Source organism: Streptomyces sp. NPDC002577, assembly GCF_053594815.1.
In genome coordinates this window covers 76325-91402 of sequence record NZ_JBSFWK010000008.1, presented here as the reverse complement: position 1 = coordinate 91402, position 15078 = coordinate 76325, and the positions used below count along the sequence as shown (strand labels likewise).

Genomic DNA, 15078 nt, shown 5'->3' with positions numbered 1-15078 from the left:
GCATCTCGACCCGGATTCCCGCGGAATCAGACGACGTCTCGCACGTCCACGAATATCGAGTCGGCGTCGGGCGCGGCCATCCTCACCGCGTTTCACTGGCCGGTCGGCATGGCAGATGTGGCCGATCGGCCACATCTGGAGCGCGCGGGGTGCCGGACCAGCGTTGCGGCGCCTCATCGATGGGCACGCCTGATGAGTTCTGTCCTCGAGGCCGAGGTCACGGCCTTCATGAGCGGCCGGAGCCTGTACGCCGGTCTGAGGCACCGCATCGACCTGACAGCCGGGGCGGTTCACGGTGTCAGGACGACGGGGAGGACTCCGCGTCCGTGGAGGCGTCGCGCGACGCGGTGGCGCCGGCGGGCTCCCGGGCGGGCAGGTCCAGCAACGCCATGGCGTCGTGCTCGGGGGTGCCGGGTTCGGCGTAGTAGGCGATGAACCGCTGTCCCGGAGGGCCCTCGATCTGCATCGACTGGTAGCCGGGGGTGATGTCACCGACCTCGGGGTGGTGGAAGGTCTTGCTGCCGTGGGTGTGCCAGCGCACGTCGTAGCGCTCCCACAGATCGGGGGCGTCCGGCTCGAGGCCGGCCAGGGCGCGCAGGCGGCCCGGCGCGCCGACGGGGCCGGGCACCGGCCTTGCCGGCCAGCTCGTACACGTAGTCCCGTTGGTCGTCACTCAGATGCAGTACACGGACAAGCGCCTGCAGCACGGGCGCGGACGGCTGCATGCGGCCCTGTTCCAGGCGTACGTAGTAGTCCGTGCTGATCGCGGCCAGCTGGGCGACTTCCTCCCGGCGCAGGCCCGCCACCCTGCGCGGCGCTCCGGTGTCGGGCAGGCCGACGGTGCGGGGGCTGAGCTCGGCGCGCCGGCCTTGAGGAACTCGCCCAGCTCCTTCAGGTGTGCGCTGCTGGTCATACGGGCCAGTCTCGCACTGCCGGCTCCAGGGGTGGGTGGGAGAGTTTTCTCCCAGGATGTTCTCCTCCCAGGAGGAAACTCTCCTCTTTGCGCGCCTGGCGGGACGTGTGAGCGTTGTCATGCGTACGGATTTCACCGACGTAGAGAAATACGCATAGAAAAACAATTTCCCTCCTGGGAACTGGGAGCACCCTCCATGGAATTCCTCAAGAAACAGCCCACCAGCAAGGCACCGGCCGAGTGGTTCACCGGTGACGTGTGGTGGGACGTGATCCACCCCGGCGACGCGCCGTCCCGGATGCGCGTGAACCTGGTCCGCTTCGCGCCCGGTGCCCGCACCGCCTGGCACCGCCACGCCGCGGGCCAGACCCTGCACGTCGTCTCCGGCACCGCTCTGATCGGCACCCGCGACGGCACGGTCTTCGAGGCCCACCCCGGCGAGACGGTCTCCTGCCCGCCGGGCGCGGAGCACTGGCACGGCGCGACTCCCGACCACTTCATGGAGCACCTGGCGATGTGGGAGGGCACGGGCGACGACAGTCCCGAGACGGTGTGGGCCGTCACCGACGAGCAGTACGCCGGCCCGCGCACGCGCGCCTGACGGGCAGGGCCGACAACACCTTCGAACCCAAGCACAATTCGAGCACCAGAGGTAACACCCATGCGGGCAACATTCATGTACGGAGCCGGCGACGTGCGCGTGGAGAACGCGCCGGACCCGGTCCTCCAGCAGCCCACCGACGCCGTCGTGCGGATCGTCCGCTCCTGCGTCTGCGGCAGCGATCTGCACCCCTACCACACCATGCCGGCCGCACAGCAGGGCACGCCGATGGGCCACGAGTTCATCGGCGTGATCGAGGAGCTCGGCTCCGAAATCTCCGGCCTCCAGCGCGGCGACCTGGTCGTGGCCCCCTTCGCGTACTCCGACAACACCTGCGCGTTCTGCCGCGAGGGCCTGCACACCTCCTGCCGCAACGGCGGCTTCTGGGGCACCGGGGACGTCGGCGGCGGTCAGGCCGAGGCGGTCCGTGTCCCGCAGGCCCAGGGCACCCTCGTCAAGCTGCCCGTCGGCGAGGACTCCGAGCTGCTGCCCTCGCTGCTGACCCTCTCCGACGTGTACGGCACCGGCTACCACGCCGCCAAGCAGGCGCGCGTCAACCCGCGCACCACGGTGACGGTCATCGGCGACGGCGCGGTCGGCCTGCTGGCCGTGCTGTCCGCCAAGCAGCTCGGCGCCGACCGCATCATCCTCATGGGCCGGCACAAGGACCGTACCGACCTCGGCCGCGAGTTCGGCGCCACCGATGTCGTCCCCGAGCGCGGCGAAGAAGGCATCGAGCGCGTGCGCGAGCTGACCGGCGGCGACGGCACGCACGCCGTCCTCGAGTGCGTCGGCTACATGAGCGCCTACGAGATGGCCGTGGGTGCGGTGCGTCCTGGCGGCGTGATCAGCCGGGTCGGTGTCCCGCAGTACGAGGAGGCGCCGGTCGGCTTCACCAGCCTGTTCGGCCCGAACATCACCCTCACCGGCGGGCCCGCCCCGGTCCGCGCCTACATCGAGGAACTCCTCCCCGGCGTCCTCGACGGAACAGTGGAGCCCGGACGCGTCTTCAACCGCACCGTCGGCCTCGACGAGGTACCCGACGGCTACCGCGCGATGGACCAGCGCGAAGCCCTCAAGGTCCTTGTGCGTCCCTGACCGAAGGCCACTCAGTGCCCCGGCGCCGACGGCCCGCCTGGCAGCAGGCGGGCCGTGCGGCCCAGGGTGTCGGCGCCCTGCGCCGGTGCGCGGGCGTCCTGCGGGTGGTTCCGTTCCCAGCGTCTCAGCGGTCGAGGGCTTCGATGAGGGCCTTGGTGACGTCCTCGGTGGAGGCGGTGCGCCGACGTCGCGGGTCCGCGACAGCGGACACATCGCGGTCGTCACCGCTGACGCTACGCGAACGTTTTGGCTGGTTAAGCAGTGGTTTTTGCTATATTGAGACGTATCTCTTTGCGTCCGCGCCCAGTCGGATATTCGCTGTCACGAAGCAGAATCGAAGAGGTCGTGGTTGCGGCGCGTGCATGCCTTCGCTGTCGGGCGCGCGAACAAGGTGACGCGAACCGGAGGCCACGGGCATGAACGTGCACGGGAAGCGATGCGTAGCCGCCGCAGCTGCGGTGTCCTTGGCCGCCGGCCTGGCCGCCTGCGGAGAGACGGGCGCACCCAACGTGAAGAGCTTGTCCATCGGGGTGCTGAGCCCGGGGCCGGCCGACCGCCGCTGGCTGGACTTCGACGAGCCGTTCATCGCCGACGCCATCAAGAAGATGTGCCCGAACTGCACCGTGGATGCCGCCGAGGCACAGGACAGCCCGGTCACCCAGCAGCAACAGGTGGACACGATGATCACCAATGGCGTCGACGTCATAGTCCTGATCTCTGTCGACGCCCGCTCGATCGGTGCATCAGTCCAGCGGGCGCACCAGGTGCACATCCCGGTCGTCGCCTATGACCGACTCGCCGAGGGCCCGATCTCGGCGTACGTCTCCTTCGACAACGTAGAGGTCGGCAGGGTTCAAGGTGAGGCGCTCCTGAATGCGCTGGGCGACAGGCCCGACCAGTCGCAGATCGTCATGATGAACGGCTCGGACACCGACCCCAACTCGGCCTCCTTCGAGGAGGGCGCACTCTCCGTCCTCAAGGGAAAGGTGAAGATCGGCAGGTCCTACAACACCCCGGACTGGAGAACCGACATCGCCCGCACGAACATGTCAGGCGCTATCGCCTCGCTTGGTCCGGACGGGATCAACGGCGTCTATGCGGCCAGCGACGGTCTGGCCACCGGCATCGTCTCCGCCCTGAAGGCGGCCCATCTGAACCCGCTTCCTCCGATCACCGGACAGGACGCCGAGCTCTCTGCCATCCAGCGCATAATCGCAGGAGAGCAGTACATGACCGTCTACAAGAACTTCAAGACGCAGGCCGACGCCGCTGCCAAACTGGCCCTTGCCCTGGGTCGCGGCGAGAACATCAATGATCTCGCCAAGGAAACCGTGAACAGCCCCACCACCAAGAACATCCCCGCCGTCCTTCTGACTCCGCTCTCGGTGACCGTCGACAACATCGACAACACCGTGGTCAAGGACGGCCTGTACACGATCGACCAGATCTGCATCCCCCGATACAGAACAGCGTGCGAGGAGGCCGGCCTCCTCGGCGGCTCCAAGGCGTAGCAGGCCGCTCATGGCCGCTCCCGACGCGGTATCCGTCAGGATGACAGGTCGGCCACAGAGCCCGTACCAGAGGCGGTGACGGCGGGTTCGGGCGCGGTGGCCGTGTGCACGGGAACGCCGCGCCGTCCGGCCAGCAGGCACCCGAAGCAGCCCACGTGCCCCTCGCGTGCGCCCCGGTCCCGGACCCGCAGGCCCCACTGCTCGGCAGGCCGCGGGCCGGAGGGCTTGCCCCACCCCGCGAGGTGCAGTCCCCACGTGACCAGCACCGCCGACGCCATGACGCCGAGCCCCAGCCAGATCCCCGGGCTCCAGCCGCAGATACCCACCCCGGCGACCGCGGCCCCGGCCGTGGCAACGGCGACACCGGTCCATCCGGCGATGGTGTGGCCCTCGTCGTTCTGATGTCCGCTCATGTGCCTGCCTCCCCGGACCGAGCCGATGGTGTGCCACCAGCACCGAAGCGTAGGATCCCTTAGCAACTAAGGACTTTATCTTGTGTACTAAGGGAATTTCCATGGATGGAAACCCCCGCCCCGCCGCCTCCGTCCCGGATGCGATCAGCGCGATGGACACCCTCATCGCCACGAGCATGGTCGGCCAGCAGGAGTTCGCAAGGGACCTGGGCCTGAGCGTCACGGACCTCATCTGCTTCGCGTACGTCCTAGAGGCGGGGGACTCCCCGGTCACCGCCGGCGGCCTCGCGGAGCGAGCGCACGTCACGACAGGAGCGGTGACGGGCATCCTCAACCGCCTGGAGCGCTCCGGATTCGCGACCCGGCAGCCGGACCCCGCCGACCGGCGCCGGGTACGCGTCATCGCCGTCCCCGCCGCCGCCGAACGCGTGCGGGCCGTCTACGAGCCCTACTACGCCCGCCTCGCGGCACTCTGCGCGGACTACACACCCGACGAGATCGCCGTCCTCGCCGACTGGCTCACGCGCGCCGGCGCACTGGCACGCACATACCTGAACGAGTCATGCGAGAGCTGATCATCCAGCCGCCGACGATGACCGCCCGGTTCCCCCGCCTGAGCATCCCGATCCCGAAGCTTGGCCGGCCCGCCCGCCGGTCGGCGAGACGGTCCCGGTGGGTGAGGCGCGCCTGGTGCCGCCGGTGCTGCCGGAGGCACAGATGCTGTGTGTCGGGCTGAACTACCTCGACCATGCCGCCGAAGGGTCCTACCGGGACGAGGAACTGCCCGAACACCCCACGCTGTTCGCGCGGTGGACGCGTTCGCTGACGGTCGGCGGGGCAGAGATCCCCGTGCCCTCCACCGAGGACGGCCTGGACTGGGAAGGCGAGATCGTGGCCTGGGTGGGCCGGACGCTGGTGGACGCCGACCCGGACGAGGCGCTCGCTGCGGTGGTCGGCTACTCGACGTTCAACGACGTCACCGCGCGGCGAGCGCAGAAGCTGACCTCGCAATGGATCCTCGGGAAGAACGCCGATAGCTCCGGCCCGCTCGGTCCCATGGTGCCCGCCGGGGAGGTCGGGGACCTGCGGGACGGGTTGCGGGTTCAGACGCGGGTCAACGGCGTGACCGTCCAGGACGCCTCCACCCGCGACATGATCCACCACGTGGCCGAGACGCTGGCCCACATCTCGCGCACCCTCACGCTCCACCCCGGTGACCTGCTGGCCACCGGCACCCCGTCCGGCGTCGGCTACGCCCGTACGCCGCCCTGGCTGCTGCGGCCGGGCGACGTGGTGGAGGTCGAGGTCGAGCGCCTCGGGATCCTGCGCAACACGATCACCGGCACCGAGCACCGCCGAAATCCCGTCTCCTGACGAGCAGAGGAACATGAGTCGCGTCTGCCCTCTCGGGGGCCTGCCCGGGTCCTCAGTAGAGGGAGGCGGCGACGGAAAGGGTCGTTGGCCCATCCAACAAGACCGCCGGTAAGGTCGTCCTTGTGGCAGCGGAGGATACGTCATCAGGGAAGTCGGCAGCACCGTCCGGCAAGCGGCAGCGCCGACGGAGCCCCAGTGATCCCGACCGCCAGCGCGACCCCGTCGGTACCCGGCGGGCCATTCTGGCCGCGGCCGGCGCGGAGTTCGGCGCCCACGGTTTCGACGGGGCCCGGGTCGTCCGTATCGCGGAGGCAGCCGGTGTCAGCCACCAGCTGATCACCTACTACTTCGGAGGCAAACGAGGGCTGTACGAGGCGCTGAGCGACCGGTGGCTGGAGTCGGCCATGCCGCTCACCCAGGCCCTCCCCTTCGCCGAGGCCATCCGCAGGTACTGCCACATGGCCCACGAGGACCCGGGCTGGGTCCACACACTGACGCGCGAAGAGCCCGGCATGCGCCCGCCCTCCGAGGACGCGCGCGCTGCCGAGCTGTTCAAGAGCGTCGGGGACCTCCGCGAACGGCAGGCGCGCGGCGAGATCCGCTCCGATCTCGATGTCGCGGCACTGTCCCTCGCCTTCTTCGCCGCCTCGATCGCGCCGGTGGCCCTCCCCTGGATCGCACGCGAGTTCACCCAACAGGACCCCGCGTCACCGGAGTTCATCGACCACTACGCCGAGCAGGTGGCCCGGATCATCTCCGCGCTCGCCGAAGCCACGGCGAACGAGGCCACGGTGGACGAAGCAGCGGTGAACGGCGCAGCCGTGGACGGCGAGCCCGAGGAGTAACGGTGGCCGTGGCCGTGCTCCCGCCTGCCGGGAGCACGGGCGCTCAGCCCGGCGGGAGCCGACGGGCCAACTGCATGTGCGCCAGCTGCCAGCCGCCCGTTTCGGCCGCCAACCAGACCCGGCTGACCGCGGCCTGGATGACGAACGGGGTCAGCTCGGGCACGAAGGCGACGCGCATCTCCTGCAGGCAGCTGACCACGGCCGTGGTGCCGAATCGCTGGACGGTCACGTCGTAGGTGTCCACCTGGCTGGTCCGGCCCAGACGTGCCGCATACCGCAGCCAGTCGTCCGTACCGTGGATATGGCCCACCGCCGAGTGCACGACCACGCAGTCGGGGTGCATCAGGGCACGCATGCTCTGCTCCGGGTCCGGGAGCGTCTGTGCGGCGAGCCAGGCGGCCTCGGCCTCCTCGACCGTGGCCGGGGCCGGGGCAGGGACGGGGCGGGCTGTCGCCGCTGTCGATGAGGTGGTCACAGTTCCAGCTCCAGGATCGGGGATCGGGACCGCGACGAGCACGGGGTGAACAGGCCCTCGGCGCGCTCGTCGTCGGTCAGGACGTCGTCTCGGTGATCGGGTTCGCCGGCGCGTACTCGTACGATGCACTCGCCGCAGATGCCCTGCCCGCACGAGTAGGGGGCCTCGACCCCGTTCGCCAGCAGGACGTCGAGGATGGTCTGGTCCTCGGGGACGAGGTACTCCGCTCCCGTCGAGGACAGGCGGACCGTGAAGCCGTCCCCTTCTCCCCCGCCGGGCTCGGCGGCGGGCGTCGAAGCCGTGAAGCGCTCCTTGTGCAAGGCGGCCGCGGGCCAGCCCAGTTCGGCCGCCCGCCCGAGCACGTAGTCCATGAACCCACCGGGCCCGCAGACGTAGACCGCGGTGTCGGGAGCGGGGTCCCCCACGTCGCGTCCCAGGTCGAGGAGTTGCTCCGGGGCCTGGTCGTCGAAGTGGAGGGTGACCCGCGGATGGTCCTCCAGCTCGGGTACGAAGGCCGCCTCGGTCCGGCTGCGAGCGCAGTAGTGCAGGTGGTACTCGCCGCCCGCGGCGTCGAGCGCCTGTGCCATCGACAGGAGCGGAGTGATGCCGATGCCGCCCGCGAGGAGCAGGTGCCGGCGCGCGGGCGTCAGGCCGAAGCGGTTGCGCGGCGCGGCGATCCGGAGGGTGTCGCCCTCAGCGAGGGCGTGCATCGCCCGGGAACCGCCGCGGGACGCGGGATCGTGCAGAACCGCGAGCCGGTACTGCTTGCGGATGCCGGGAGGTCCGCACAGGGAGTACTGCCGGATCAGTCCCGCCTCGCCGACCTGTACGTCGACGTGGGCGCCGGGCTCGTACTCCCACAGCTCGCCGCCGTCGGCCCGGGCGAGGTCGAAGACCGCGATTCTCGACGTGGCGTCGTGCCGGGCCACGACGACCACGTCCGTCCAGGTGGTGCTCACGCCTCGGTCACGCCCCCGCCGCCGTGGGCGCCGCAGCCTCGGCCGCGCCGGCCTGGTCCTCCGACTCCCGCCGGGTGAAGACGCCGGCCTCCACGTGCCGTACCGGGTCGCCGAGGGCATCGACGTTGAGCGGGGTCCGGCCGGCTTCGACCTCGTCGACCATCGTGCGCAGCATGCGCCGGAGCATGACGACCCCGCGGTCGGACGCGGCCAGGGTCTCCTCCGAGTGCTGGGTGATGTCGCCCTGGGACCACTGGGCCTCGTAGTCGCCGGGGAAGCGCTGACGCTCCTCGTCGGTCAGCAGCCAGCCGTCCTTGCCGTTCTGCTTGATGCCGAAGACGAAGGCCTCGCGCCGGCTCGGGTCGGCGGAGCGGATGGAGAAGACCAGCCGGTGGTGCGTGTCATCGACAGGGACCACCCAGATCAGCATGTCGTGCCGGGCGTCGGGCGTCACCCTGATGAAGTCGGGCAGGCAGATGATGTTCGGCAGCTGCAGCTCCACCGCCCAGTCGATGTCCGCGAGCTCCCCGTCGGGGCCCTTCTTGTCCTGGTAGCGCTGGATGTACTTCACACCGTGATCGGTGCGGTGGTAGGTGACGCGCTCCGCGACGGTGGAGGGGTCGTAGTAGCTCTCGGGGAAGCCGGTGGTATCGGTCCCCTGGAACTGGAACCCGCTGTGGTTGGAGTGGAGCCATGACGCGTGCACGGGGTCGACCGCGTTCTCGAAGATCTGGAGCCAGTTGAAGTCCTGTTCCAGGCCGACGACCTCGGCCCCGGGCACCAGCCAGCTGCTGAAGTAGGTCTCACCCTCCTCCAGGGGCTCGAGGCTGTCGAAGCGCGGCAGCGGGGGCTTGAGCTCGGGCGGGCCCATGTAGACGAAGACCAGGCCGTAGGCCTCCTCCACCGGGTACCACGGCTGACGTGCCAGATTGCGGCGGCGGCCGCCGTCGAGCTCACAGGCCTGCTCCACGCAGTGGCCCTGCACGTCGAACTTCCAGCCGTGGTAGCAGCAGCGGATGCCGTCCTCCTCGATACGGCCGTAGAAGAGGCTGCTGCCGCGGTGCGCGCACCGCTCGAAGACGACGCCGGGGCGGCCCTGGCCGTCCCGGAAGACGATCAGGTTCTCGCCCAGGAGGCGGGCGCGGTGCGGAACGTCGCTGGTCAGCGTTGCGGAGCTGGCGATCGGGTGCCAGTAGCGACGCAGCGCCTCGCCCATCGGCGTGCCGGGGCCGACCTCGGTCAGGCGGGCGTCGTGAGAGGAGGGCTTGCGGCCGTAGCCGGTTCCCGTGTCGGTCACGGTCGTGTCGGTCATGCTGAACCATCTCCTCGGCGTTGAGGCAGCGGGGACGCGTGAACAAGGGCCACTGGGCGAGGTCGGACGGCTGCGGCGAGCCTGCGGTCGAGGCTCCTTCTGTGCTCCCGTCCGGCGTGGTCGCAGGAGCGTGCGGCAGTCCTTCCTCGACGGCTCGGACGCATGCCTCGACGGCTCGGGCGGACGCGGCAGGCGGTGCGGCCCACGTGGCGCTCCTGCCGTTTGTACGGCTCTGATGAAAAACTGTCAACGGCTCTGACCTGCTTTGATGAATTACTTGCAGACATCTATCGCAAGGCCGATGCCCCTGTTACGTTGTGCCTCGCCGAGGCGACGAGCCGCTCGCGGACTCCCTGCCGCCTCGCGATCACACCTGAGAACGCGCCACGGCGAGCGACTGTCCGTGCCTCCCCGCACCCCCGCCTCCACCGCGCGTTCGTCCAGGCCGAAGAAGGCCGAAGGAGACGATGATGTCTGGACCTTCCGCATGAGCGCCGGGCACAGCGCCGAGTACGACTACGTCGTCGTCGGCGCGGGTTCGGCCGGCTGCGTCCTCGCCACACGCTTGTCCGAAGACCCCGGGACGCGCGTGCTGCTGATCGAGGCCGGCCCGCCCGCGGACCGCAGCCTGCTCGTCCAGCTGCCCCTCGGCGTCGGGCTGCTGTCCGGCCGCAAGGAGATCAGCTGGGGATACGAGACGGAGCCCGAGCCGGGACTGAACGGCAGACGTATCCCGGTGCCGCGCGGCCGGCTGGTCGGCGGCACCGGTTCGATCAACGGCTCGACCCACGTCCGCGCACACCGCCTCGACTACGACGACTGGGTCAAGTCCGGTGCGACCGGCTGGGGTTGGGACGATCTGCTGCCCTACTTCCGCCGCTCGGAGACCAGCTGGCGCGGGGACACCGAGCACCACGGCGGGTACGGACCCGTCACCGTGTCGACCGTCGTGCGCAGAAGCCCGTTCGGCCGGCGACTCGACCGCGCCGCGCGATCACTGGGCATCGAGTTCCCCGACGACACACAGAGCGGCGACCCCACCGGCGCCGGCCAGAACGAGACCGCCATCCACCGCGGCCGACGCCACAGCACCGCCGCCGCCTACCTGCGCCCCGCGCTACGGCGACACCCCAATCTCACCCTGCTCACCGGGGTACTGGTGGACACAGTCGTACTGGAGAACGGCCGCGCGACCGGCGTACGAGTCGTGGAGGGCGGACGGAGCCGGGTCGTCCGGGCGGCACGCGAGGTCGTACTTTCCGCGGGCACGTACAACTCGCCGCAGCTGCTGATGCGTTCGGGCATCGGTCCGGCGGATCAGCTGCGCGAAGTCGGCGTCGACGTGGTGGCGGACCTTCCCGGCGTCGGGGCCAACCTGCAGGACCATCCGGCGGCACCCGTGCTGTTCGACGTCAAGGATCCGGTGACCTTCCACGAGCACCTGCGCGCGGACCGTCTGGTGCGGGGCGCGGTCCGCTGGCTCGTCACCGGGAGCGGTCCGCTCGCTCAGATGCCCGAGTTCCTGTCCGCCTACGTCCGGACCCGTGCCGGCCTGGACCGTCCCGACGGGTTCCTCGGCATCCTGGCCGGCGGCTTTGACGCCCGGCCCTGGTTCCCCGGCATACGGCCGCTGCGCGACCGCCACTGCGTGGCCCTCAACGCCGTCGCGACCCCCCGCAGCCGCGGCGAGGTCCGGCTGGGCTCCGCCGACCCAGCCGCCCCTCCGCGCATCACGTTCAACCTCCTCACCGAGCCGGAGGACGTCGCCGCCCTGCGGGAGACCGTGCGCACCACGCTGGCCATCCTGCGCAGTCCCGAGGTCGCCCCGATGATCGGGGCGGAACTCGCCCCCGGCCCCGACGTGCGTACCGACCAGGACTTCGAGCGCTATCTGCGGGAGACCGGCTACTCCGCCAACCACGCTTGCGGCACGTGTGCCATCGGCACCTCCGAGACCGCCGTCGTCGACCCCGACCTGCGGGTGCACGGCATCGCCGGGCTGCGCGTCGTCGACGCGTCGGTACTGCCGAGCGTGCCCGGAGCGAACATCAACGCCACCGTCATCGCCGTCGCCGAGAAGGCGTCGGACCTGATCCGCGGGGTCCCGGCCGCCTCAGGCGCCACCGTCGCCCCACTCCGTGAGAGGACCGCATGATGCGGGAACCCCTGACCTACGCCATCGCGTACGGGGCGGCCGAGACCGCACTGGAGGCGGCCCGGGCCGAGGGCGCGCGCATCTGCGTGGTGGTCGTCAACCGCAGCGGCGTCACCAAGGTTCTGCTCAGCGACGACGGGGTCGGCTCCATCGGGATCGAGACTGCGCGCCGCAAGGCCTACACCGCCGCGGTCACCGGCATGCCGACCTCGACGTTCGCCGCCTTCGCCGCGTCCCCCGCGATGGCGGTCGCACCCGTGCACGTGGTCGACGCCCAGCTCCTCCCGGTGCCGGGCGGCCTGCCCATCACCGTGGACGACGGCGAGGTCATCGGCGCCGTCGGCATCGGCGGGGCCGACGGAGAGACCGACGAACGGCTCGCCTCCCGCGCCCTGGAAGGGCTGAAGGACCTGCTCGGCTGAGCGCCCGCACAAAAACCACCGACACCTGGACTTTCGAACTTCGAAGGAGAACGACAGTGATCGAGGACTTCCTCGTCGTCGAGGGCGTGGCCCACAACTACAACTTCCGTCCCGAGAACTGCGTCAACCCGCACATCGGGGCGGCCATCGGCGAGCACCTCTACAGCCTGCACAAGCGGGTCAGCGGCCCCGAGTACACCCTCGAACGCTCCACCTACATGCAGGGCGCGGGCGCGGACATCATCGGCCGGGCCCTGCTCGCGGAGAGCCAGACCGACGTGATCGCCTACCACGAGACCCCCATCTACGGCCATTTCCGCGACGGAGGCTCGGCGCTGAGCTTCGGCCTGGAGATGCGCGAGAAGTGGCCGGAGCGCGTGTTGATCTACGGTGCGGTGTCCCCGCTGCGCCCCGGCGCGCTGGACCGGGTGGACGAGCTGGTGGAGAAGCACCGCGTCAACGCTCTCAAGCTCTACCCGATCGATGTCGTCGAGGGCCGGGCGACCGCGCTGGACATGGGTGACCCGGAGATCTGCTTCCCGGTGTTCGAGCGGGCCCGGCAGCACGGTCTGAAGGTCGTGGCCATCCACAAGGCCCTCCCGGTCGGCCCCGGCCCGACCTCCGCCCTCGGGATGGCCGACATCGAGGCCGCCGCACTGGCCTTCCCCGACCTCACCTTCGAGGTCGTCCACGGCGGCATGGCCTTCGTGGAGGAGACGGCCCTCCAGCTGGAGTCCTTCCGCAACATCTGGGTCAATCTGGAGGCCACGTCGTTCATGGCGGTCTACGCGCCCCGCCGCTTCGCACAGGCGATGGGTGCCTTCCTGCAGGCCGGAGCCGCCGACCGGATCATCTGGGCGACCGGGTGCGACGCGGTCCATCCCCGGCCGGCGATCGAGGCGTTCTGGAACTTCGAGATGCCCCGTGATCTGGTCGAGGAGTACGGGCTGCCCGAGCTCACGAAGGAGATCAAAGCCGACATCCTCGGCCGCAACTTCCTGCGGATGCACGGCATCGACGAGAAGGACCTCCGCGAGCGCATCCGGGGCGACGAGTTCGACACCACCGAGCTGCAGCAGCCCTGGGGCGGGCGGGTGGCCCCAGTGGAGGACGGCACCCTGGCGGGTGCCCGATGACGATCACTGAGGCCCGGATCCGCGCGACGCTGAACGAGATCCTCGATCCGTGCAGCATCACCGCAGGAGTGCCCGCCGGACTCGACGACATGGGACTCGTCAGCGACATTCACGTACAGGACGATGACGCCGGCGGCCAGCGCATCGCGGTCACCGTCGGCGTGACCGAGCCCAGCTGCGTACTGATCGGCTCCTTCGCGAACGAGGCCCACGCCCGGCTCACGGCCCTGCCCGGTGTGTCCGCGGTGGACGTGACCCTGGCGGAGGACTTCGACTGGACCCAGGACAGGCTCGCACCGCATTACCGGCAGCGGCTCGCCGAGCACCGCGCACAGGCGCGTCGTACCCTCCCCCTCCTCGCCGTGACCGGGACGGACAGGACGAGCCGGTGACCAGTGACACCCCACAGCAGTCGCACACCTCCGACCTCACGGCTGCGGCTGTGCCGGCGAACAACGCCGACGTCATGGGCCGTTTCATGGAAGGGCTCAGCCGGGCACCGCGTCCTCCCGAGAGGGTCGACCCCGCTCCCGTACGGGTGGTGCGCGACATCGTGTTCAGCACGCCGTCGTCCGGGGCCCAGGGCCGCACGGAACTGCGGATGGACCTGTACCTACCGCAGTCCGCACCGACCCCCGCCCCCGTGATCGTGTGGCTTCCGGGCGGCGGCTGGCGCACTCAACGACGCGGGTACGGGCCCCGGCTGACCCGGCTTCTCGCCGAACGCGGTTACGCCATGGCGGACATCGAGTACCGGTCCTCCGAGGTCTCTCCCTGGCCCGCCCAACTGCACGACGTACTCGCAGCGTTGCGCCACCTGAACGACATCGCGGACGCCCACGGTCTGGACCCGGCGTCGATCGGGCTGTGGGGCAGCTCCGCCGGCGCGCACCTGGCGCTGCTCTCGGCCTTCGCGGCCGACACCGACGGCTCCCTCGCGGCGCCCGGCGTACGAGCCGTGGTGGCGGGCTATCCCCCCACGGATCTGCTGCTTCTCAACGACGACGCCCTGCCCGGCGGAGTGCTGGGCATGGATTCCTCCGATCCGGCGTGGGGGCTGCTGGGCGGGCGCCCGTCGGAGCGGGCTGCCTCCGCCGCAGAGGCCAGCCCTGCGCGGCAGGCCCACCCTCGTGTTCCGCCCGTGCTCCTGCTGCACGGCGACGCCGACCTCCTCATCGGGCCGGCACAGAGCCACCGACTCCACGACGCCCTGCTGTCCGTGGGCGCCGAGTCCCATCTGCTGGTTGTCCACGGCGCCGACCACGGCTTCCTCAACACCGGCGACTGGGAACTGCACCCCATGACAGCCACCGTGCGCTCCTCCAAGGCCCCGGACGTCGAACGTTCCGTGCTGCTGACCCCCGCGCTCATCGAGCGCTTCTTCGACCGCCACCTGCGAACGGATCCATGGAATGTCTGAGACACCACCGCGCTACGACGACGTGGGCCGCGCCCTCTCCCGGCTCGCGCTGGCCGCCGTCTTCGTCTCCGGAGGCCGCCATGTGTGGCGGCACCCGGACGGCCCGGCGCATGCGGCGGAGACCTTGCTGAAGCGATGCCGCCGTACGGTGCCGCTCCTGGACCGGTTCACGGACCGCCAACTGGTCCGCGCCAACGCGGCCGTCCACGTCACCGCCGGCGCCGCACTGGCCGCCGGCATCGTCCCCGCGGCCTGCGCGACGGCACTCGTCGGCTCGCTGGTGCCCACGACACTCGCCGCCTTCCCCTTCTGGACCCAGCCCGACGGCCCGCAACGCGTCCACCAGCAGGGCGATTTCCTCAAGAATCTCGCCCTCGCCGGCGGGCTGCTCGCGGCCATCGTCAACGACGGTCGACGAACGCGGCGTACCTCCGGGTAGGCGGT

Annotated in this window: 17 protein-coding genes and 1 pseudogene; 12 read left to right on the top strand and 6 right to left on the bottom strand. The window is 70.4% G+C overall.

Annotation, left to right across the window (positions count from 1 at the left end; translation table 11 throughout):
• Positions 1–298 precede the first annotated feature (298 nt).
• Complete coding sequence (locus ACWD4J_RS14130; RefSeq protein WP_451395620.1) at positions 299–541, bottom strand: MmyB family transcriptional regulator; 243 nt, start codon at positions 539–541, stop codon at positions 299–301.
• A 46-nt stretch (positions 542–587) separates the two neighbouring features.
• A pseudogene (locus tag ACWD4J_RS14125) lies at positions 588–913 on the bottom strand (helix-turn-helix domain-containing protein); the annotation flags it as partial.
• A 196-nt stretch (positions 914–1109) separates the two neighbouring features.
• Between ACWD4J_RS14125 and ACWD4J_RS14120 the strand changes: the two are divergent.
• The 3 genes from ACWD4J_RS14120 to ACWD4J_RS14110 all read left to right on the top strand — a co-directional run bounded on the left by ACWD4J_RS14120 (position 1110) and on the right by ACWD4J_RS14110 (position 4123).
• Positions 1110–1514, top strand: a complete 405-nt coding sequence (locus tag ACWD4J_RS14120) for a (R)-mandelonitrile lyase (protein ID WP_451395619.1) — start codon at positions 1110–1112, stop codon at positions 1512–1514.
• A gap of 60 nt (positions 1515–1574) precedes the next feature.
• Positions 1575–2612 (top strand): zinc-dependent alcohol dehydrogenase family protein, encoded by a 1038-nt coding sequence (locus ACWD4J_RS14115; RefSeq protein ID WP_451395618.1) that lies wholly within the window; start codon positions 1575–1577, stop codon positions 2610–2612.
• A gap of 416 nt (positions 2613–3028) precedes the next feature.
• On the top strand, positions 3029–4123 hold the full coding sequence (locus tag ACWD4J_RS14110) for a substrate-binding domain-containing protein (RefSeq protein ID WP_451395617.1): 1095 nt from the start codon (positions 3029–3031) through the stop codon (positions 4121–4123).
• 35 nt (positions 4124–4158) lie between these two features.
• Here ACWD4J_RS14110 and ACWD4J_RS14105 read toward each other — a convergent pair whose 3' ends face one another.
• Positions 4159–4536 (bottom strand): HGxxPAAW family protein, encoded by a 378-nt coding sequence (locus ACWD4J_RS14105; RefSeq protein ID WP_451395616.1) that lies wholly within the window; start codon positions 4534–4536, stop codon positions 4159–4161.
• A 101-nt stretch (positions 4537–4637) separates the two neighbouring features.
• Here ACWD4J_RS14105 and ACWD4J_RS14100 point away from each other — a divergent pair, with 101 nt between their 5' ends.
• The 3 genes from ACWD4J_RS14100 (at position 4638) to ACWD4J_RS14090 (ending at position 6755) form a co-directional block, all read left to right on the top strand.
• Positions 4638–5111, top strand: coding sequence for a MarR family winged helix-turn-helix transcriptional regulator (locus ACWD4J_RS14100; protein WP_451395615.1), 474 nt, complete (start codon positions 4638–4640; stop codon positions 5109–5111).
• Between the two features lie 97 nt (positions 5112–5208).
• Entirely contained in the window at positions 5209–5910 is a 702-nt protein-coding gene (locus tag ACWD4J_RS14095) for a fumarylacetoacetate hydrolase family protein (RefSeq protein WP_451395614.1), read from the top strand.
• A gap of 122 nt (positions 5911–6032) precedes the next feature.
• Positions 6033–6755 (top strand): TetR/AcrR family transcriptional regulator, encoded by a 723-nt coding sequence (locus tag ACWD4J_RS14090; protein WP_451395613.1) that lies wholly within the window; start codon positions 6033–6035, stop codon positions 6753–6755.
• Between the two features lie 43 nt (positions 6756–6798).
• Here the strand turns inward: ACWD4J_RS14090 and ACWD4J_RS14085 are convergent, their stop codons facing one another.
• Genes ACWD4J_RS14085 through ACWD4J_RS14075 form a run of 3 tightly spaced genes read right to left on the bottom strand, consistent with a single transcriptional unit; the run spans position 6799 to position 9501 of the window.
• The gene (locus ACWD4J_RS14085) at positions 6799–7230 is read right to left on the bottom strand and encodes a nuclear transport factor 2 family protein (RefSeq protein ID WP_451395612.1); all 432 of its coding nucleotides are present in this window, start codon (positions 7228–7230) and stop codon (positions 6799–6801) included.
• Positions 7227–8189, bottom strand: a complete 963-nt coding sequence (locus ACWD4J_RS14080; protein ID WP_451395611.1) for a PDR/VanB family oxidoreductase — start codon at positions 8187–8189, stop codon at positions 7227–7229. Before ACWD4J_RS14080 ends, ACWD4J_RS14085 begins: the two co-directional genes overlap by 4 nt.
• Positions 8190–8196: 7 nt before the next feature.
• Positions 8197–9501 (bottom strand): Rieske 2Fe-2S domain-containing protein, encoded by a 1305-nt coding sequence (locus tag ACWD4J_RS14075; RefSeq protein ID WP_451395610.1) that lies wholly within the window; start codon positions 9499–9501, stop codon positions 8197–8199.
• Between the two features lie 487 nt (positions 9502–9988).
• On the opposite strand from ACWD4J_RS14075, the gene ACWD4J_RS14070 reads away from it, so the two are divergent.
• The 6 genes from ACWD4J_RS14070 to ACWD4J_RS14045 are packed head-to-tail and all read left to right on the top strand — an operon-like array spanning position 9989 to position 15073.
• Positions 9989–11656, top strand: coding sequence for a GMC family oxidoreductase (locus ACWD4J_RS14070; RefSeq protein WP_451395609.1), 1668 nt, complete (start codon positions 9989–9991; stop codon positions 11654–11656).
• Positions 11656–12078 (top strand): GlcG/HbpS family heme-binding protein, encoded by a 423-nt coding sequence (locus ACWD4J_RS14065; RefSeq protein ID WP_451395608.1) that lies wholly within the window; start codon positions 11656–11658, stop codon positions 12076–12078. The genes ACWD4J_RS14070 and ACWD4J_RS14065 overlap by 1 nt, the downstream gene beginning before the upstream one ends.
• Before the next feature lie 56 nt (positions 12079–12134).
• Positions 12135–13214 carry an amidohydrolase family protein gene (locus ACWD4J_RS14060; RefSeq protein WP_451395607.1) on the top strand — a complete coding sequence of 360 codons (1080 nt, stop codon included), beginning with the start codon at positions 12135–12137 and terminating at the stop codon, positions 13212–13214.
• On the top strand, positions 13211–13606 hold the full coding sequence (locus ACWD4J_RS14055; RefSeq protein ID WP_451395606.1) for a metal-sulfur cluster assembly factor: 396 nt from the start codon (positions 13211–13213) through the stop codon (positions 13604–13606). The genes ACWD4J_RS14060 and ACWD4J_RS14055 overlap by 4 nt, the downstream gene beginning before the upstream one ends.
• A complete protein-coding gene (locus tag ACWD4J_RS14050) occupies positions 13603–14634 on the top strand; it encodes an alpha/beta hydrolase fold domain-containing protein (protein ID WP_451395605.1) in 1032 nt (343 codons plus the stop codon). The genes ACWD4J_RS14055 and ACWD4J_RS14050 overlap by 4 nt, the downstream gene beginning before the upstream one ends.
• Positions 14627–15073 (top strand): hypothetical protein, encoded by a 447-nt coding sequence (locus tag ACWD4J_RS14045; RefSeq protein ID WP_451395604.1) that lies wholly within the window; start codon positions 14627–14629, stop codon positions 15071–15073. The genes ACWD4J_RS14050 and ACWD4J_RS14045 overlap by 8 nt, the downstream gene beginning before the upstream one ends.
• Positions 15074–15078 lie beyond the last annotated feature (5 nt).

What these genes read in the sequence shown, in the direction of transcription:
- ACWD4J_RS14120 (WP_451395619.1), top strand. Translation starts at nt 1,110, where the DNA reads ATGGAATTCCTCAAGAAACAGCCCACCAGCAAGGCACCGGCCGAGTGG.
- ACWD4J_RS14065 (WP_451395608.1), top strand. Translation starts at nt 11,656, where the DNA reads ATGCGGGAACCCCTGACCTACGCCATCGCGTACGGGGCGGCCGAGACC.
- ACWD4J_RS14115 (WP_451395618.1), top strand. Translation starts at nt 1,575, where the DNA reads ATGCGGGCAACATTCATGTACGGAGCCGGCGACGTGCGCGTGGAGAAC.
- ACWD4J_RS14055 (WP_451395606.1), top strand. Translation starts at nt 13,211, where the DNA reads ATGACGATCACTGAGGCCCGGATCCGCGCGACGCTGAACGAGATCCTC.
- ACWD4J_RS14105 (WP_451395616.1), bottom strand. Translation starts at nt 4,536, where the DNA reads ATGAGCGGACATCAGAACGACGAGGGCCACACCATCGCCGGATGGACC.
- ACWD4J_RS14070 (WP_451395609.1), top strand. Translation starts at nt 9,989, where the DNA reads ATGAGCGCCGGGCACAGCGCCGAGTACGACTACGTCGTCGTCGGCGCG.
- ACWD4J_RS14100 (WP_451395615.1), top strand. Translation starts at nt 4,638, where the DNA reads ATGGATGGAAACCCCCGCCCCGCCGCCTCCGTCCCGGATGCGATCAGC.
- ACWD4J_RS14110 (WP_451395617.1), top strand. Translation starts at nt 3,029, where the DNA reads ATGAACGTGCACGGGAAGCGATGCGTAGCCGCCGCAGCTGCGGTGTCC.
- ACWD4J_RS14075 (WP_451395610.1), bottom strand. Translation starts at nt 9,501, where the DNA reads ATGACCGACACGACCGTGACCGACACGGGAACCGGCTACGGCCGCAAG.
- ACWD4J_RS14045 (WP_451395604.1), top strand. Translation starts at nt 14,627, where the DNA reads ATGTCTGAGACACCACCGCGCTACGACGACGTGGGCCGCGCCCTCTCC.